Source organism: Methylobacterium soli (assembly GCF_008806385.1).
GTDB lineage: Bacteria > Pseudomonadota > Alphaproteobacteria > Rhizobiales > Beijerinckiaceae > Methylobacterium > Methylobacterium soli.
In genome coordinates this window covers 21480-38651 of the sequence record NZ_VZZK01000037.1, presented here as the reverse complement: position 1 = coordinate 38651, position 17172 = coordinate 21480, and the positions used below count along the sequence as shown (strand labels likewise).

Below are 17172 nucleotides of genomic sequence, written 5' to 3'. Positions count from 1 at the left end.
CCGCGGCCCCGCGCGGGTCCGGTCGCACGCTGTTCTTTTTCGAGAAGCCGTCGGCGATGCGGCAGCTTCAGCGCTTCTTCAAATCGCCGGATACGGTCTGCGTCGCGGCGGAGGGGCATCTCCTGGCGGCCGAGGAGCCGGGGCGGATCCGGCCGGAATGGAAGTCGTGGCGGCTCGACGCGCTGCCGATCGTGCTGGAGACGATCCCGGTGGGCTACGGGGCGAACCGCTCCGGCCAATCCCACGCGGGCAAGGTCGCGGCGATCGGCCGGGCGCTCGCGGGCGTCGAGCGGGTGATCATCGCGACCGATCCCGGACGCGAGGGCTCGATGATCGCCTGGGAGGTGCTGGAGCATCTCGGCTGGCGCGGCCGGGTCGACCGGCTCAAGCTCGGGGCCCTCGACGACGTCTCGATCCGGCGCGCCTTCGCGGCCCTGGCGCGGGAGCCGGATTCGGGCGAGCGCGACTACGCCGCCTACCTGGAGGCGCTCTGCCGCCAATACGAGGATTACCATCTCGGATTGAACGGCACGCGCGCGATCTCCTTGCGGCTGCGCCCGCCGGCCTTCCGCGATCCCTGGCGCTTCGGCGGGGTGCAGACGCCGACCCTGGCGATCCTGGCCGACCTCGAAGCGCGCATCCGGGCCTTCGTGCCGCAGGATTTCTTCAAGGTCGCGCTGACCGCCGAAACCGGGTCCGGCGCGGCCCTGACCCTGTGGCACGCCCCCAAGGAGCGGATCTTCGAGGCGGAGATCGCCGAGACGATCCGGGCGGCGGCGGCGGGCTGGGCCGGCCCGCTCCGGGTCGAGCAGCGGGACGTGCGCCGGGCGCCCCCGAAGCTCTTCTCCAAGGACACCCTCGCGCGGCGCTGCGCCAAGCGCTTCGGCTGGGACCCGCAGCACACGGCGGGCCTCGCTCAGGATCTCTACGACCAGGGCTATCTCAGCTATCCGCGCACCGAATCCGAGCACCTGCCCGAGAGCCAGACCGGGGATGCGGGCGCGATCCTGGGCGCCTTGCCGGAGACCCTGCCCGATCTCGCCGGCCTGGTGCCGGAGGCCGGCGCGCTGGTGTTCCGCCGGGGCGCGAAGGGGCATTACGTCAAGGATCCGGGCGAGCACCACGCCATCGTGCCCCTCCGCAAGATGCCCCGGCCCGGCAGCCTCGGCCGCGACCTCGCCCGGCTCTGGGAGCTCGTCGCCAAGGCCTATCTGGCCGCGCACCTGCCCGACGGGATCGACGCGCGCACCATTGTCTCGGCCGAGATCGCGACGCCGATCGGCGAGAAGCGCTTCAGCGTCACCGGCTCCGTCGTGAAGGCGCCCGGCTGGCGCGCCGTCTACGGGGCCGAGGCCGAGGGCGAGGCCGAGGCAGTGCCGGGCAAGGCGCGGCGCGAGGACGAGGCGGTGCTGGCGCGGCTGCCGCCGGTGGCGGACGGCGCGGAGGCGCGGGCCACGGAGGCCCGGGTCGAGACCGCCGTGACCGAGCCGCCCCGACGCATCACCCGGGGCGAATTGCCCGTGGTGATGGGCCGCCTCATCGATCAGGTGGACGATCCGGCGGTGAAGCGGGCCCTGGAGAACCCGGTCAACCCGAACGAGCCGAAGGGGCTCGGCACAGCGGCGACCCGCGACGCGATCCTGCCGAAGCTGCTCAAGAGCCACTACGTCGCCCTGAACGCGGGCAAGGACCCGGCCATCACGGTGACGGAGGTCGGGCTCGCCTTCATGGCGGCGGTCCGGCGGGTCTTCCCGGCCTACGGCGATCCGGTCGGCCGGGCGGTGTTCGAATCGGAGCTTGCCGAGATCGGCCGGGCGGCGACGCGGGCCGAGGCGGAGCGGCGCGCCGACGCCTTCCGGCAGCGCACCCGGGCGCGCCTCGAAGCTCTGATCGCGGCGATCTCGGCGGCGAGCGTGGTCAGCCTCGACCCGAGCCTCGCGCCGGCGCGCGCCCCGGCGGGAGGCCGCGAGGCCCGGCCGCCGACCCCCGCCATGGTGGCCTTCGCGGTCTCGGTGGCCGACCGCAAGGGGCTGGCCCTGCCGCGCGGCCTCAAGAGCAACGCCAGCATCTGCCGCGCCTTCCTCGACCTTCACGCGACCCAGCGGAACCCGGGGGGCGAAAAAGGCGGCGACCCGGGGAGCACCATGGGCGGCGCCGAGCGGCCCCCGAGCCCCGCGATGCTGCGCTACGCCCAATCCCTGGCACGAACGAAGGGCCTTGCCTGCCCGCCCGAGGTCGAGACGCAATTCGCGGCCTGCCGCGCCTTCCTGGATGTCCATGCGGAGGCGCGCGGCGATCGGCCGGGCGCGGACCAGGCGCCGGAGCGCGCCGCCGACCCGGCCCGCAAGACCCGGACGGCGCGCACCCGCGGCACCCGGGCGCCGAAGGGCCGCAAGCCGGGACCTGCCGCGCGGAACGCGACCGGGCGCTGAGGCCCGGGGCGAGTAGACCTTGCGCCGGACGATCGCGGCGACGCCTGTCGTCTTGCTGTCATGCCATCTTGCCGTCTTACCCGGCTCCGCGCGAAGCGCGCCCTCTCCGCTTCGGATCGGCGGTGCCAATGTCCCGTTTCGGGATTCACAAGCCGGCCGGCTTCCGGCAGGTTGGCGCCATGGTCACGCCTCAGCCCGACGCGGTGTCTTGAGCACCGCGCATCCCCCGTTCCGCGCGCATCAGCGCACGCTCCGCAGCCTCGTGGCGGCCATCGCGCAGGGCGAGGCCGGCGACGTCACCGATATCCTGGCGGCGGTCACGCCCGGGGGCGGCAAGTCGCTCCTGCCCGTCATCGCCGCCGCGCAGCTGATCCCGGCGGGGCGGATCGAGCGCGTGGTCTGGGTGGTGCCGCGCGATTCCCTGCGGCTTCAGGCGGAGGAAGCCTTCGCGGATCCGGTCTGGCGCCGGGCGCTCGGCCACGGGTTGAGCCTGCGCGCCGCCGACAACGAGCCGGACCCGGCCCGCGGACTTTCCGGCTACGTCACCACCTATCAGGCGGTGGCGGCCGCGCCCGAGCTTCACCTCGCGGAGGCGTTGCGGCACCGCACGCTCCTCGTCGTCGACGAGGTCCACCACCTGCCGATGCCGGCGACGCGCAGGGGCGAGGCGCCGGACGAGGACGAGGCGGGGGCCTGGAGCCGGGCGATGCGCCCGCTCCTCGCGGCCGCGGCGTTCCGCCTGCTCCTGTCCGGCACGCTTGAGCGGGCGGATGGGCGGCGCATCCTCGGCCTGCCCTATCACCCGGTGCGCACGGGCGCGCCGCCCGAGATCGACCTCGACGCGCCGGGCCTCGCGGTGATCGGCTACTCGCGCGCCCAGGCCCTGGCCGAGCGGGCCGTGCTGCCGGTCAATTTCGGGGCGCTCGACGGGGAGGCGAGCTGGCTCGAAGGGGGCCGCGCGGCGGGGCAGTCGCGGGTCGGGCCGCACCGGCTCTCGGCGGGCGGCGTGCGCGTGACGACGCGGCCCGCCTTGTTCACGGCCCTGCGCACCGGCTTCGCCAGCGAGCTCCTCGGCGAGGCGTTTCACGCCACCCGCCGCCTGCGGGCCCGGCGCCGGCTGGAGCGCGGCCTCGGGGCGCACGAGGCGGCGCCGGGCCTCGGCAAGCTCCTCGTGGTCGCGCCCGACCAGGCGAGCGCCCGGCGCTATCTCGGCACGCTGCGCGCCTGGATGCCGGCGGCGCAGGGCGAGCGCGATGTCCGCCTCGCGACCTCCTCGGCGCAGGATGCCGCCGGGGCGCTGGCGGCCTTCCGGCTGCTGCCCGAGCCCGCGATCCTCGTCACCGTGGCGATGGCCTATGAGGGGCTCGACGCGCCCGAGGTCGCCGTGGTGGCGGCGCTGACCCATGTCCGCTCGCGGCCCTGGCTGGAGCAGATGCTGGCCCGCGCCACCCGGGTCGACCCGCATGCGGGGCCCTATTCCGGCCAGCAGGCCCTGGTGTTCCACCCGGACGACCCGCTCTTCGCCCGCTTCCGGGCGGAGCTCGAGACCGAGCAGGGCCACGCGACCCGGCCGCGCCCGGATCGGCCCGCGAGCGCGGAGAACCCCGAGCGGGTGATCTGGCGCGACGAGGAGCCCGGCGGCATCACCCCGCTCGAGAGCAACGCGCTCGGCATGCGCTACGCCATGCTGCGCCCGCGCATTCCCGATCCGGCGGAGGGCGCGCCCGCGCGCGGCGCAACCCCCAGCAGGGCAAGCCTGCAGGCGGAGCCGCCCTCGCTCTCCGAGCGTGCCCTGCGCCAGCGACTCTCCGCGCAGGTCGCCGCGCAGGCGGTGGAGGACGAGGCGAACCTGCGGATGCCGCGGGGCGGCAGCCTCGTCCACCGCTACAATGCCGTGCTCAAGCGCGCCCTCGGCAAGGGCCGGGCCGTCATGACGCTGGCGGAGCTGGAGGCGGCGCTGGCCTGGCTCGAGCGCAACCGGCTCTCCGATCATGCCCACCTCATCGAGGCGGATGCCCGCTACGCCTGGTCCGAGCGCCAGCGCCGGGGCCGCTGGATGCCCGAGCGCGCCGCCGGCGGTTGAGCATCCTCCCGCGCGGTCCCGCGTTGACCCGCATGGATCTCGATCGATTCCACGCCTCGCTCGGTTCGGAGGCGCCGCCGCCCGACCTGTCGGCGCCCCTCGCGGCCCTGTGGTGGGCCGAGCGCGGCGAGGCCGGATGGGGCCGCGCCCACGCTCTGGTGCAGGAAGCGGCGGGGCCGGTGGCGGCCTGGGTCCACGCGCATCTGCACCGGGCCGAGGGCGATCTCGGCAACGCGGCCTACTGGTATAGCCGCGCGGGCCGGCCGATGGCGGCGGGACCGCTGCCGGCGGAGCGGGCCGCCATCGCGGCGGCGCTTCTGGCCGAGCCCTGACGGCTCGGCGCGGAGCCCTGACGGCTCGGCGCCGGATCTACGCTCCGGTGCGCGACAGCACGTCGAGCCGGTAGGCATCGGCGCGTGCCTGGTGACGGATCGAGGCGAAATCCCGCGCGCCCGCGATGACCCGCTCAGCGGCCTCGTCCCCGCTCAAGGGGTAATCGGTCTCGCCGGTCCAGTGCACCAGGACGACGTCGCCGCCGGGCGCGAGCGCCGCGCGCAGGCGCGCGACCAGGCGCTCCACATCCGCGGCATCGAGGTAATAGACCACCTCCGACAGGACGATCAGGTCGAAGCGGCCGTCGGGCCATTCCTCCGGCACGCGGCGGCGCGCGAAGCGGACATGCGCGGCATCGGCCGAGCGGGCGTGGGCCTGCGCGAGGGCCGCCTCGGCGACGTCGAGGGCGAGGAGCGCGTCGCAGCGGAGGCTGAGCGCCCGGGTGAGCACGCCGATGGAGCAGCCGACCTCCAGGACCGAGCGGTAATGCGCGCGCGGAAGGGCCGCGAGCGTCGCCGCGTATTTGTCGCGCTCGTAAGGACTGGTGGCGAAGCGCCAGGGATCGGGATCCTCGGCATAGAGGCCGGCGAAATAGGCGGGCGTCAGGGAGGCGGCGCGGCGGCTCACGGCTCGGTCTCCGGCGGGATGGCGAGGAAGATCTCGTGCCGCCCTGCGAAGCGGGCGAGCATCGCGGGCTCGAGCCGAAACCCCTCGGGATCGTCGTCGATCAGGTCGGTGACCTGCGAGCGATGCTCGGCGATCGCGGCCTGCTTGGCCTCCCGATGCGCGGCGATGTCGAGGCGCAGGCCCCGGGGCGGCGGCCCGACCTCGATGTCCGGGGCGAGAGCCCAGCCCCAGACCGGATAGGCGTAGGCGCGAAGGCCCGGCAGAATCCGGCGGGCGCGCAGGGCGCGCAGGGCGAGGCGGGCGGCGGCCTGATGGTCGCAATGGGGGTCGTGCGCCCAGGTGACGAAGAGGGCGCCCGCGCGGCAGTCGCGGGCCGCCTCCGCGATGGACTCGGCGGCGGCCTCCGCCGCCGGGCCCTCGCTCGGCACGAACCGGTCGGGCAGGCGCAGAAAGCGGACATGGCCCGGGGCGAGGCCGAGGCGCGCGACCGCCGCCAGGGTCTCCGCTTCGCGCAGGCACCGCAGGCGCTCGGGCGGGTAGCGTCGGGAGTTCGGGTGCGAGCCGACGCCGTCGCTCAGAACCACGAGGCGCATCGGCAGCCCGCGCGCTGCGGCCTCGGCGATCAGCCCGCCGCAGCCCAGGCTCTCGTCGTCGGGATGGGGCGCCACCACGACGAGCCCCCCGCCCCCGGTGAGAGCGTGGAGGTCCCCGACCGGCAGGCGGTCGGCCTGCGCGAGGAATTCCGATGCCCGCATCAGGAGGCCTCCGGCCGGTCGGCCCAGAGATCGCCGGCCTCGGCGCCGGACCCGAGGACGTGCTCGGCTGCGCCCGCGAGCGCCCGGTCGGGGGCGGGCTGGCGCAGATAGGTCGCGAGATCGCGCGACAGCCGCTCCAGAGGATGATCGCGCAGGAAGCCCTGCAGCCCGACCGAGCGCTGCGCCAGCTGCAGCACGTCGAGCCCCGCGCGCTCGACCGCGAGCCGCGCGAGGTTGACATAGGCGACGATCTCCTCCGGCGGGCGCGTGCCCTGCGCGACGATCGCGGCGGCGCGCCCGACCCAGAGGCTCGCCGTCTCGGCCGCGAGCGCCCCCTCGCCGAGGCGGGCGAGCTGGTGCGGGTCGGCGCCGCGCTGCGTGGCGTCGAGGTGCCGGCGCCAGGCATCCAGCACCGCGTCGATGCCGCCGAGCTGCACCGCGGCGAAGCGCCAGGCGCCGCCCGAGAATTCGGGCTGGCGATGGTAATCGTCCGGGCCGCCGAGGATCGCGTCGGGACCGATCGCCAAGCCGCTGAAATCGATCGTGCCGGTGGCCGAGGCGCGCATGCCCTGGGCGCGCCACGCCGAAAGGTCGTGGCGCGTGCCGGGTTCGAGGGGCACGACGAGCATCAGGGGCGGCGCGCCGGGCTCCGTCCGGGCGGTCACGAGGGCGCGGGTGACGTGGCCCGCCCCCGACGCGAAGGTCTTGCGGCCTTCGAGCCGGTAACCGCCCGGGGCCGCGACAAGGCTCAGCCCGCCCTGCTCCGGCTCGGTGTTCCAGACCCCGAACAGGTGCCCGTCCCGCGCATCCGAGAACAGGCTCTCGCGCTGGCCTAAGCTGGCGTAGCGGGCCACGAGCTGCAGCGCGTTGACGTGGCCCTCGTAGACCCGGCCGAGCGCGAGGCTGCCCGAGCCGATGCGGCGGAGCACGGCCGCGAGGCTTTCCGCGCCCGGCTCCTCGCCGAGGCCCGCGCCGCCCGCCGCCCGGGGCACCGGCGCGGCGAGGAGGCCGAGGCGGGCGAGATCGGCGAGGTCCTCGGCCGGGAAGCCGCCATCGTGGTCCTCAGCGGCGGCGCGGGCGGCCGCCGAGCGCGCGACCCGGCGGGAGGCGGCTTCCGCCGCCGCGCGCGGGGATTGTCCGGACGATCTCGGATCCAACGAACCTGTCCCCCTCACGGCGCCGCGGCGGCGATGTCCTCGACGCTGCGCCCGGTCAGGACGGAGCGCGGCTGCTCTTCCAGGATGTCGGGCGCGCCCGGCGGCCGGGCCGCCGCGTCCTCGCTCTTGATCAGGAGCCAGGAGGGCCGGCGCTCGCGCGAGCGGGGCTTCATCCGGCGCAGGTGCCAACGGCCCGTCAGCTTCTCGCCCGCCAGGATGAAGCCGAGGGAGCCCGCCGCCAAGGCCGCGGCGGCATCGCCCTCCGGCTCCCAAGTCCCACGATCCCACAGGAGCACGACGCCCGCCCCATACTGGCCGGCACCGATCACGCCCTCGTAGCCGGCGTAATCGAGCCCGTGATCGGGCACCTCGACCGCGAGCCGCTTCTCCCCGGCCACCAGGCTCGGGCCGCGGGTGATGGCCCAGCTCCTGAGCACGCCCCCGAGTTCGAGGCGCAGATCGTAGTGGAGCCGGCGCGCGGCGTGCTTCTGCACGGAGTAGATCAGCCCCATCGCCTCACCCGATCCCCCCGCCCTCCACCGAGGGCGCAGCTTCCGGGGCCGGGCCCGCGCGGCCACGGGCGCGCAGGGCCGCGATCCTGGCGCGCCAGCCCCCCGCGCCGAGGTGCTGCGCGGCCCGGATCAGCCCGAGGAGCGCGGCCGCGCGCCGGATCTGCGGCGCGAGGTCCCCGGGCGTGAGCGGCCGGGGGGCGAGGCGCGGGCTCGCCGCCTCGATCGCGGCGAGCACGGCCCCGGCCTCGCCGAGCCCGGCGATCCGCTCGGCCTCGTCGCGCGGGATCGCCAGGAGCGGGGCCCAGCGCGCGGTGCGCGCCAGGGCGCCCCGGGCGTGGAGCCGGCGCAGGCGCCGCCGCCAGAGGATGCGGACGAGGGCGCGCGGCAGGGCTTCGAGCCGGGGGTCGCAGGGGGCGGCGGGCTCGGCGCAACGCAGGCGCATCGTGTCGGCGGCGCCCCCCGGCGCGCGCCCGTCGAGGCGGCCCGAGGTGATCACGGTGATGTCGGGGCAGTGGCGCAGCCGGGCGCCGATCGCGCTCAGACCCGCCACGAAGGCCCGGTCCTCGCCGACGGGCAGAGCCGGCATGCCGCCGGCCCGGCGATAGGCGCCGAGGCGCACCGCGAGGGACGCGCCCGAGGCCGTGCCGTGGCAGGGCCAGGGATCGTGCGGCTCCGGATCGAGCCGCGCCGCGAGCTCGATCAGCAGGGCCTCGTAGCGGCCCTCCAGGCGGCCGCGGGCATGGAGGGCGTCGGGCAGGCGCGCGGCCTCCTCCGCGTCGAGGGCGATCCGCCCCGCCACCGCATCCGCCCCGCCGCGCAAGGCCGCGCGGTTGCGGGCGATCCAGTCGGGCGGGACGCGGCTGTCGGCATCGGTGGTGAGGATCGCGGGATCCGGCGCGTCCTCGGCGTCGAGCCAGGCGGCCGCTGCCTCCATGGCGGCGCGGCGGGCCCAGCCCGCCTGCGCCCCGGCGAAGCTCCGCTCGATCACCCGGAGGGGAAAACTCAGGCGCGGCCGCAAGGCCGCCACGACCGCCCCGGTGCCGTCCTGGCAATTGTTGAGGAACAGCACGACGCCGTAGGCCTCGTCCGGCGCGACGTCCTGCGCTTCGAGCGCCAACAGGCATGGAGCGATCCGTTCGGCCTCGTTGCGGACCGGGATGGCCACCACCGCCCGCAGCGGAACGCGCGGCTGCCCATCGTGCCCGGGATGAGACGGCTCGGCTTCGTCCTCGATCGGCACACGACACTCCGGCTGCCCGGAGCGATACAGCCAGGGTCCTGCCTACAACTAAGAGTCCTAGAAGCGGTTCGACCCGGATCCGCAATTTTTGCCGCGAGGTTTTGTCGCTCAAGCCGATCGGGGTGCGAAGCGGCCGGATCGTCTCCGCCGACGGGGCGTTGGGATCGGACCAGGACCGCGCCTGCCGAGGATGCGTGCGGAGGGATAACGAACGCGCATGGCGCCCCTGAGACGACGGGACTTCCTCGCGGCCGGCCTCGCGGCGTCGGCCCTCGCGGGTCCGGGCCCTGCGCGGGCCGCGCCAATCGTGCGCCGCCTCGATCCGCGGCTCGACGCGGTCATCGACGTGGGCGCGCGGCTGGAGACCCTGCACCGGGGCGCGCGCTGGTGCGAGGGCCTGTGCTGGGCCCCCGCCCTCGGAGGCCTGGTCTTCAGCGACGTGCGGGCGAACCGGATCGGCGTCCTCGACGCGGAGCGCCGGGTCAGCACCCTGCGCGATCCCGCGAACAACCCCAATGGCAACGCGCTCGATGCGCAGGGCCGCCTCGTCACCTGCGAGCATCGCGGCCGGCGGGTGGTGCGGCGCGCGCCGGACGGCAGCCTCACGGTGCTGGCCGACAGTTTCGACGGCAAGCCGCTCAACGCCCCGAACGACGTGACCCTCGGGCCCGACGGCGCGCTCTGGTTCACCGATCCGGTCTTCGGGATCCGGCAGGCGGATGAGGGCCTGATGGCCGAGCCGGCGCAATCCGCCCGGCGGGTCTATCGGATCAACCCCTCAGGGCAGCTCGGCGCCGTGACGGACGCGGTCGGCCAGCCGAACGGCCTCGCCTTCGCGCCGGACGGGCGCATCCTCTATGTCAGCGACGCGAGCGCGGCCCTGAACCCCGAGGCCGCCCGCCGCATCCTGGCCTTCGCGGTCGGGCCCGATCGGCGCCTCGGCCCGGCCCGGGTCTTCGCCGAGCTCGAAGCCGGCGTGCCCGATGGTCTCGCGGTCGACGCGAACGGGAACCTCTACGCGGCCTGCGAGGACGGCGTGCGCCTCTACGCCCCCGACGGAACGCCGCTCGGCCGCATCGCCACTCCGAAGGCCGCCGCCAACCTCGCCTTCGGCGGCCCGGACGGGCGCCGCCTCTTCATCGCCGCGGGCGATGCCATCCTGGCCGTCGACCTCAAGGTCGCGGCGGGCGGCAGCCGCCGCTGACCCGACCGCCCCCTCACGAGGATCCCATGCCGATCGCCCGACGCGACCTCCTGGCCGGCGGCCTCACCGCCGCCGCCCTCAGCACGACCCGGCCGGCCGAGGCCCAGGCGGACGCGGCCCCCGCGGCCGCGGCCGCGGCCTCGACGAGCCGCCCGGCCGGCGCGATGGAACTGGCGCATCTCGTCCAGGCGCCCTCGACGCCCACCGGCCTCGCGATCTCGCGCGGGGGCCGGGTCTTCGTGATGATGCCGCGCTTCAATGCCGAGGTGCCGATCACGGTCGGCGAAGTCGCCCCGGACGGCAGCGTGACGCCCTACCCGAGCGCCGCCGCCAACGCGCCGGACCGGAGCCGGCCGCAATCCGCCCTGTTCCACGTGCCGAACGGCGTCTTCGACCGCGACGACAGCCTCTGGCTCCTCGATGCCGGCCTGCCCGAGGGCAAGGGACCGCCGGTGCCGGGGGGCGCCAAGCTCGTGCAGGTCGATCTCGGAACGAACGCGGTGCGCAAGGTGGTGCCGCTCGAGGCCGGAATCACCCCGGCTTCCTCCCTCAACGACCTGCGGGTGGATATCCGGGACGGGCGGGCGCTCGCCTACATCACCGACCAGGGCCAGGGCCAGGAGGGCGCGATCCTGGCCGTCGACCTCGCCAGCGGGCGCGTCGTGCGCCGCCTCGACGGGCATGCCAGCACGAAGTCGCAGAAAGGCATCGTCAAGTTCGTCGAGAAGCGCCCCGTCATGCTGCGGCCGCCTGGCGCGAAGCCGCAGCCAGTGAGCGGCGGGGCCAACGGCATCGCGCTGAGCCCGGACGGGCGCCGCCTCTACTACGCGCCGCTGATGGGCCGGCGCCTCTACGCGGTGGACACGGCGAGCCTCCTCGACCCGGAGGCCTCCGACGCGGAGGTCGCGGCGGGCGTCGAGGATCTCGGCGAGAAGGGCCTCACCGGCGGGTTGATCGCGGATTCGCGGGACCGGGTCTATCTCAGCCTGCAGGAGCACAATGCCGTCGGCCGCCGCGACCCGGACGGCACCATCACGGTGATCGCCTCCGATGACCGGCTGGTCTGGGCCGACACCTTCTGGATCACCCCCGACCGCTGGCTCTACGTCTCCGCCGCGCAGGTGAACCGCCGGCCGGAATACAATGGCGGGACGGACCAGCAGACGCCGCCCTACGCGGTTTTGCGCCTGCGCATCGACGCGGACCCGGTCTGAGGGGGGCCGGGGGCGCCGCCGGCGATCGAGCCCACCCGCCTTGGGGCGGCGTCCACCGCGAAATGCTCTGCGTCGGATTGCGCGCGCGGCGCGTTCCTGCATCCCGGGCGGGCGGCCTATCCTGGCGGCCGGAGCGCGGAACGGATCAGGACGGATGCTGAAGCCCAATTCCTCGCCCAAAGCCTCCCCCGATTCCAAGCCGAAGCCGCGCCCGAAGCCCGCGGCGCGGCGCGAGCGCGGCTACCTCGTCATCGGCCTGCTCGTCGCGGTGGCGCTCGCCTCCATCCTGTACCTGTCGCTGCCCACGACCCTGTCCGTCGCGGTGGCGCCGGCGGGCGGGACGGAGCCGGCGCTGATGCGCGCCTACGCGGCGGCACTCGCCGAGAAGCGGCTGAACCTGCGCCTGAAGATCGTGCCCTTCGACGGGGTCCGCGAGAGCGCCGAGGCGCTGCAGGCCGGCAAGGTCGACCTCGCGGTGGTCCGGCCCGACATCCTGCTCCCCGCCAACGGCCTGACCCTCGCGGTCCTGCGCGAGCAGGCGGTGCTGGTGGTGAGCCCGGAGGCGTCCGGGATCGGCAGCCTGACCGACCTCGCGGGCAAGCGGGTCGGCACGCTGGCCCGCCGCGGCGCCGACCTCGCCCTGATCCGAACGCTCCTTGAGCAGAGCGGCCTCGATCTGCCGGCGGAGAGCCCGGACGCGGGCACTGCGGGCGAGGCCGTGCAGCTCGTGCCCGTCGAGGAGGCCGAGATCGGCGCCGCCCTGTCGCAGGGGCGCATCGCCGCCATCGCGGTCCTGACCAGCCCGACGAGTGCGGCGGCGCGGCGCCTCGTCGGCGCGGTGCGCGAGGCGAGCGAGGGCCGGGCGGTCAGCCTCGTCGGCGTGCCCGACGTTCCGGCGGCGCTCGCCCGGATGCCGCGGCTCCAGGCCGTGAGCGTGCCGGCCGGCCTGTTCGGCGGCAACCCGAAGCTGCCGGCCGAGGATGTGGCGAGCGTCGGCGCGTCCTATCGGCTGGTGGCGCGCGCGACCCTGTCGCGGAGCGTGGCCGCTGAGGCGACCGAGCACCTGTTCGAGCTGCGCAGCGCGCTCGCCGACAGCGTGCCGGCGGCCAACGACATGGCGGCGCCGGCCTACGACACCACCGCCGCCGCCACCAGCGCCCGGCTGCCGATCCACCCCGGCGCGATCGATTACTTCGAGCGCGAGCAGCAGGGCTTCATCGAGCGCTACGAGACCTGGATCTACCTCGTGGCCTTCCTGGGCGGCGGCATCGGCTCCACGGTCGCGTGGCTGCGCCGGCGCCTGTGGCGGGCCCGGCGCGAGCGGATCGAGATCGCGACCGGGCGCCTCCTCGAGATCCGCTCGGAGGCGCGCCGCATCCAGGATGCGGGCAAGCTCGCGAGTCTCGCCGACGAGATCGACAGCCTCGCGGCCAACATCGCCCGCTACGCCCTCACGCGCCCGACCGAGCCGCGCAGCCTGAGTGCGGCCCGCATCGCCATCGACGCGGCGCGCTCGACCGTGGCGCGGGCCGCCCTCGGCAAGGGGGCGGCCCCGCCGCCGGAGGATCAGGCCCGGGGCGGCGCCTTATAGCCGGGGCTGCGCTCGGCCCGGGCCGCCACCGCGGCGATCAGGCCGTCGAGGGTCTCGGGCGGCAGCGCCGCGCTCGCCGCGAGGTAATAGGTCTCCCAGCCGATGCTGAGGAAGTGCAGGCCGAAGCGCTCGGCCGCCGAGCGCGCCCCGAGCCCCGCATCCGCCGCCCCGGTGGCGATCACGGCGGCCACCGCCTGATGGGTGAATTCCTCGACGCCGTAGCCCTGGATCTCGGCCGGCGCGAGGCCGTGCTCGGCCAGCAGCCGATCGAACCAGAGCCGGGTGCCCGAGCCCTTCTGGCGGTTGACGTAGCGGAACCGCCGGCCGGCGAGATCCGGAAAGGCGCGGATGCCGAGGGGGTTTCCGGCCGCCAGCATCAGGCCCTGCTCGCGCTCGAAGACGGGCCGCACCCGCAGGGTGGCGGCGTCGGCGAGGTCGGAGAAGGGCACGCCCGATTCGGCGAGGGGCTCGGCGCCGAGATGGAAGCCCGCCACGTCCACCTGCCCGTCGAGGAGGCGCTGGACCGCGTCCCGGCTGCCCAGAACCGCGACCTCGCTGCCGCCGAGCGCCTCGACCGCCTCCATCAGCAGGAGGTCGTGGCTCGCCGCGATGGCGAGGCGCCGCGGCGCCTCGGTGAAGAGCGCGACGAGGCGCGCCTCCACGGCCCGGCCCTCGCGCGCGAGGGCGGCCTCGAGGCCCGCGCTGGCATCGCCGAGCGCGTTGCAGACGGAGAGGCCGAAGGGCGTGAGCGCGCTGCCATGGCCCCGGGTCTTCTGCACGAGCTGGCGGCCGAGGCCGGACTCCAGGCTGCGGAGCCGCTCCCAGGCGGCGCGATAGGAGAGGTCGAGCGCGCCGGCGACGCCTTGGACCGAGCCGGCCGACTGGACCGCCCGCAGCAGCGTGAGGGCATCCGCGACCGCGACCGTGCGGCCGCCGACCCGCAGCAGGCCCCCGAGCCCCAGCGCCACGCTGACGGGCCGTTCGTTGGCAGGCTCGGTCATGCTCGGGTCACCGCCTGTTCGCGCGCATCGCGTCGAGCCCCGCAACGGCTGCGGGCACCGGACCGTTCCTCACGGGAGCACCGGGGTGCAGACCGAGCGCCCCTGCCCGGCCAGCGGCACCACCGCGACCTCGACGCCGTAGAGCCGGCGCAGGCTCTCCGACGTGACGGTCTCGGACGGGGGGCCCAGGGCCGCGAGGCGCCCCCGGTGCAGGAGCGCCACCCGGTCGGCGCACAGGAAGGCGTGGTCGGGATCGTGGGTCGACAGGATGACGCCGAGCCCGTCGCGGGCGAGGCGCCGGATCTGGGCCAGCACCTGCACCTGGTTGCCGAAATCGAGGCTCGCGGTCGGCTCGTCCATGACGAGGAGGCGCGGCTCCCCGGCGAGCGCCCGGGCGACGAGGGCGAGCTGGCGCTCGCCGCCGCTGATCTCGGTGTAGATCCGGGGGCCGAGATGGGCGATGCCGAGGCTCGCCAGGGCCGCCTCCGCGACGGCGTGGTCGGCCCGACCCGGGGCCGCGAAGGGCCGCAGCCGGCTCGCGCGGCCCATCAGCACCACCTCCCGGACCGTGAAGGGGAACAGGGCGGCGTGGGCCTGCGGCACATACGCGATGGTGCGGGCGAGCCGCGCCCGGGACCAGCGCGCGACGTCGAGACCGTCGACCAGGACCCGGCCGGCGCGCGCCGGCAGCAGGCCGAGGAGCGTCTTGAACAGGGTGGTCTTGCCGCTGCCATTGGGCCCGAGCAGGCAGAGCACCTCCCCGGCCTGGAGCGCGAAGCTCACCTCGGCCCCGACGATCCGGGCGCCGTAGCCGAAGGCCAGGTGCTCGGCTCTCAGCAGCGCTTCCGTGCTCACGACCAGCCCCGCCGCGCGGTGGCGAGGAGCCAGAGGAAGAAGGGCGCGCCGATCAGGGCCGTCAGGATGCCGAGCGGCACCTCGATCACCGCGAGGCTGCGGGCCGCGAGATCGACGGCCAGCAGGTAGCCGGCCCCGAGAACCAGGGCCGCCGGCAGGAGGCGCCGGAAATCCGGCCCGACCAGGAGGCGGGCCACGTGCGGCACGAGGAGGCCGATCCAGCCGATCACCCCCGTCACCGAGACCGCCGCGGCGGTGATCAACGTCGCGCTGGCGATGAAGAGCGGGCGCAGGAGCCGGGTCTCGACGCCCAGCGCGCGGGCCTCCTCCTCCCCGAGGCTCATCAGGTTCATGCGCCAGCGCAGGAGCCAGAGGGGCAGGAGCCCGAGGAGGATCGCCGGCAGGATCGCCCCGACATCCCCGAGGGTGACGGCCGCGAGGCTGCCGAGCAGCCAGTAGGTGATGGCGGGCAACTGGTTGTAGGGGTCGGCCAGGACCTTGAGGAGCGAGATCGCCGCCCCGAGCACCGCCCCGACCGCGACGCCCGCCAGCACCAGGGTCAGCACCGGATCGTGCCGGCGCACCGCCGCCCCCACCGCGTAGACGAGCCCGACCGCGCCGAGCCCGCCCAGGAAGGCGAGCCCCTGGATCGCCCAGACGGGCAGCGACAGGAAGATGCCGAGCACCGCCCCGAGGCTCGCGCCCGTCGAGACGCCCAGGATATCGGGCGAGACCAGGGGATTGCGGAACAGCCCCTGATAGGTCGCGCCGGCCGCCGCCAGCGCCCCGCCGACCACGAGCGCCGCCGCGACCCGGGGCAGGCGCACCTGCAGCACCACGGTCTGGGCCGTCGGATCGACGCCGGAGGCCAGCCCCAGGAGCTTGGCGCCGATCACCGCGAACACCTCCCGGGCCGGCACGCCGTACTTGCCGACCGAGAGGGAGACGATTGCGAGGAGCGCCAGCGCGAGAAGCGGGCCGGCCCGGCGCAGGACACGGGCGAGGCGCCGCCCGGCCTTGTCGCTGGCGCCGGCCCCGGCGGCGGCGCGCGTCACGGCGGGGCTCCGGGCTGGCCGGCTGTCGGCTGGCCGGCTCCGGCGAGCAAAGCGTCGAGCTGGCTGGCGTCAAGCTCCACCTGATAGAAGCGCCGGTAGAAGTCGCGGGTGATCGCGGCCAGCGGCTGCGGGAACAGGTCCGGGTACAGGAGGGCGACGAGCCAGCGCAGGCCGATCAGGCGGTTCACCCCGGGGGGCGCGTCGAACCAGCCGAACGGCAGGCGCGGAATCTGGTAGATCCGGCCGGCCTTCACGGCGGACAGCCCGCGCCAGAGCGGGTTGCGCGTCAGCGCCTCGCCGAAGGCGGGATCGAGGGCGAGGATCACGTCCGGATTCCAGCCGAGCACCTGCTCGGGCGAGACCGTGGTCAACCCGCCCGGCCCCTCCGAGCTTGCGACGTTGCGGGCGCCCGCGAAATCCAGGATCTCGGTGTTGATCGAGCCGGCGAGCCCCGTCTCGAGGCCGCGCGGCCCGCGCCCGTAATAGACGCGCGGCCGCCTTCCCTCCGGGAGGGCGGCGAGCCTCGTGCGCACCTCCGCCAGAAGGCTCTCCGCATCCGCGGCCAGGGCCTCGCCCCGCGCCTCCGCGCCGATCAGCGCGCCGAAGCGGCGATAGGTCTCGGGCGTCCGGGCGAAGCTCCCGTCGAGGAGGATGTAGGGGATGCCGGTCTGGGCCTGCACCCGGTCGGCGAGGGACGCGTAGGTCGGGCCCGTCGCGCCGATATCGACGATGAGGTCGGGCTTGAGGGCGAGCACCGCCTCGATATTGGCGGTGTTGCCCCGGCCCGTGAGGCGCCCATAGGCCGGGAGATCCCAGGTCTCCCGGGCCAGGAAGGGCTTCTCGTCGGCCTGCGGGCTTCGGACCCAGCCGACCATCTTGCCCGGCGCCAGGGTGTAGAGCAGCACCGAGGCCGGCGGGCCAGCGGCGAGCACGCGCCCGACCGTCTCCGGGATCTCGACCCTGCGCCCGGCCGCATCCACGAAGGGGCGGCCTTGCGCGGCGCCGGACAGGCTCGCGAGGGCGAGGGCGAGGCCGGCCAGCAGGCGCGGGATCCGGGCGCCGTCGCGTCTACGCATCGTCATGGGGCGGGGGCTGAACCTTCGTAATCGGGTC

15 protein-coding genes are annotated in these 17172 nt (G+C 75.4%); 6 read left to right on the top strand and 9 right to left on the bottom strand.

Annotated elements, in window-relative coordinates; all coding sequences use genetic code 11:
* The first annotated feature begins 56 nt into the window (after positions 1 to 56).
* The 3 genes from F6X53_RS25945 to F6X53_RS25935 all read left to right on the top strand — a co-directional run bounded on the left by F6X53_RS25945 (position 57) and on the right by F6X53_RS25935 (position 4847).
* Complete coding sequence (locus F6X53_RS25945) at positions 57 to 2432, top strand: type IA DNA topoisomerase (RefSeq protein WP_244965620.1); 2376 nt, start codon at positions 57 to 59, stop codon at positions 2430 to 2432.
* 208 nt (positions 2433 to 2640) lie between these two features.
* Positions 2641 to 4515 carry a DEAD/DEAH box helicase gene (locus tag F6X53_RS25940; protein ID WP_151003773.1) on the top strand — a complete coding sequence of 625 codons (1875 nt, stop codon included), beginning with the start codon at positions 2641 to 2643 and terminating at the stop codon, positions 4513 to 4515.
* 32 nt (positions 4516 to 4547) lie between these two features.
* The gene (locus F6X53_RS25935) at positions 4548 to 4847 is read left to right on the top strand and encodes a hypothetical protein (protein ID WP_151003771.1); all 300 of its coding nucleotides are present in this window, start codon (positions 4548 to 4550) and stop codon (positions 4845 to 4847) included.
* 37 nt (positions 4848 to 4884) lie between these two features.
* On the opposite strand, the gene F6X53_RS25930 is transcribed toward F6X53_RS25935, so the two are convergent.
* Genes F6X53_RS25930 through F6X53_RS25910 form a run of 5 tightly spaced genes read right to left on the bottom strand, consistent with a single transcriptional unit; the run spans position 4885 to position 9133 of the window.
* Positions 4885 to 5475 carry an SAM-dependent methyltransferase gene (locus F6X53_RS25930; protein WP_151003769.1) on the bottom strand — a complete coding sequence of 197 codons (591 nt, stop codon included), beginning with the start codon at positions 5473 to 5475 and terminating at the stop codon, positions 4885 to 4887.
* Positions 5472 to 6230 (bottom strand): PIG-L deacetylase family protein, encoded by a 759-nt coding sequence (locus F6X53_RS25925; RefSeq protein ID WP_151003767.1) that lies wholly within the window; start codon positions 6228 to 6230, stop codon positions 5472 to 5474. The genes F6X53_RS25930 and F6X53_RS25925 overlap by 4 nt, the downstream gene beginning before the upstream one ends.
* Positions 6230 to 7387 carry an acyl-CoA dehydrogenase family protein gene (locus F6X53_RS25920; protein ID WP_151003764.1) on the bottom strand — a complete coding sequence of 386 codons (1158 nt, stop codon included), beginning with the start codon at positions 7385 to 7387 and terminating at the stop codon, positions 6230 to 6232. The genes F6X53_RS25925 and F6X53_RS25920 overlap by 1 nt, the downstream gene beginning before the upstream one ends.
* A 14-nt stretch (positions 7388 to 7401) precedes the next feature.
* On the bottom strand, positions 7402 to 7899 hold the full coding sequence (locus tag F6X53_RS25915) for a DNA polymerase ligase N-terminal domain-containing protein (protein WP_151003762.1): 498 nt from the start codon (positions 7897 to 7899) through the stop codon (positions 7402 to 7404).
* A gap of 4 nt (positions 7900 to 7903) precedes the next feature.
* Positions 7904 to 9133: a glycosyltransferase gene (locus F6X53_RS25910; RefSeq protein ID WP_425324703.1), complete on the bottom strand. Its 1230-nt coding sequence runs from the start codon at positions 9131 to 9133 to the stop codon at positions 7904 to 7906.
* 223 nt (positions 9134 to 9356) lie between these two features.
* On the opposite strand from F6X53_RS25910, the gene F6X53_RS25905 reads away from it, so the two are divergent.
* The 3 genes from F6X53_RS25905 (at position 9357) to F6X53_RS25895 (ending at position 13148) form a co-directional block, all read left to right on the top strand.
* A complete protein-coding gene (locus tag F6X53_RS25905; protein WP_238298362.1) occupies positions 9357 to 10343 on the top strand; it encodes an SMP-30/gluconolactonase/LRE family protein in 987 nt (328 codons plus the stop codon).
* A gap of 26 nt (positions 10344 to 10369) precedes the next feature.
* Complete coding sequence (locus tag F6X53_RS25900) at positions 10370 to 11557, top strand: SMP-30/gluconolactonase/LRE family protein (protein WP_151003760.1); 1188 nt, start codon at positions 10370 to 10372, stop codon at positions 11555 to 11557.
* A gap of 154 nt (positions 11558 to 11711) precedes the next feature.
* Positions 11712 to 13148 (top strand): TAXI family TRAP transporter solute-binding subunit, encoded by a 1437-nt coding sequence (locus tag F6X53_RS25895; RefSeq protein ID WP_151003758.1) that lies wholly within the window; start codon positions 11712 to 11714, stop codon positions 13146 to 13148.
* Here F6X53_RS25895 and F6X53_RS25890 read toward each other — a convergent pair.
* From F6X53_RS25890 to F6X53_RS25875, 4 genes are all read right to left on the bottom strand, one after another.
* Positions 13124 to 14149, bottom strand: coding sequence for a substrate-binding domain-containing protein (locus tag F6X53_RS25890; RefSeq protein WP_151003756.1), 1026 nt, complete (start codon positions 14147 to 14149; stop codon positions 13124 to 13126). The two genes, F6X53_RS25895 and F6X53_RS25890, sit on opposite strands and share 25 nt — an antisense overlap.
* Before the next feature lie 69 nt (positions 14150 to 14218).
* Positions 14219 to 15004, bottom strand: a complete 786-nt coding sequence (locus F6X53_RS25885) for an ABC transporter ATP-binding protein (RefSeq protein ID WP_151003754.1) — start codon at positions 15002 to 15004, stop codon at positions 14219 to 14221.
* A complete protein-coding gene (locus F6X53_RS25880; RefSeq protein ID WP_373876004.1) occupies positions 15001 to 16059 on the bottom strand; it encodes a FecCD family ABC transporter permease in 1059 nt (352 codons plus the stop codon). The genes F6X53_RS25885 and F6X53_RS25880 overlap by 4 nt, the downstream gene beginning before the upstream one ends.
* Complete coding sequence (locus tag F6X53_RS25875; protein ID WP_151003802.1) at positions 16056 to 17135, bottom strand: iron ABC transporter substrate-binding protein; 1080 nt, start codon at positions 17133 to 17135, stop codon at positions 16056 to 16058. Before F6X53_RS25875 ends, F6X53_RS25880 begins: the two co-directional genes overlap by 4 nt.
* Positions 17136 to 17172: the final 37 nt, after the last annotated feature.

What these genes read in the sequence shown, in the direction of transcription:
- F6X53_RS25945 (WP_244965620.1), top strand. Translation starts at nt 57, where the DNA reads ATGCGGCAGCTTCAGCGCTTCTTCAAATCGCCGGATACGGTCTGCGTC.
- F6X53_RS25935 (WP_151003771.1), top strand. Translation starts at nt 4,548, where the DNA reads ATGGATCTCGATCGATTCCACGCCTCGCTCGGTTCGGAGGCGCCGCCG.
- F6X53_RS25925 (WP_151003767.1), bottom strand. Translation starts at nt 6,230, where the DNA reads ATGCGGGCATCGGAATTCCTCGCGCAGGCCGACCGCCTGCCGGTCGGG.
- F6X53_RS25915 (WP_151003762.1), bottom strand. Translation starts at nt 7,899, where the DNA reads ATGGGGCTGATCTACTCCGTGCAGAAGCACGCCGCGCGCCGGCTCCAC.
- F6X53_RS25905 (WP_238298362.1), top strand. Translation starts at nt 9,357, where the DNA reads ATGGCGCCCCTGAGACGACGGGACTTCCTCGCGGCCGGCCTCGCGGCG.
- F6X53_RS25900 (WP_151003760.1), top strand. Translation starts at nt 10,370, where the DNA reads ATGCCGATCGCCCGACGCGACCTCCTGGCCGGCGGCCTCACCGCCGCC.
- F6X53_RS25895 (WP_151003758.1), top strand. Translation starts at nt 11,712, where the DNA reads ATGCTGAAGCCCAATTCCTCGCCCAAAGCCTCCCCCGATTCCAAGCCG.
- F6X53_RS25890 (WP_151003756.1), bottom strand. Translation starts at nt 14,149, where the DNA reads ATGACCGAGCCTGCCAACGAACGGCCCGTCAGCGTGGCGCTGGGGCTC.
- F6X53_RS25875 (WP_151003802.1), bottom strand. Translation starts at nt 17,135, where the DNA reads ATGCGTAGACGCGACGGCGCCCGGATCCCGCGCCTGCTGGCCGGCCTC.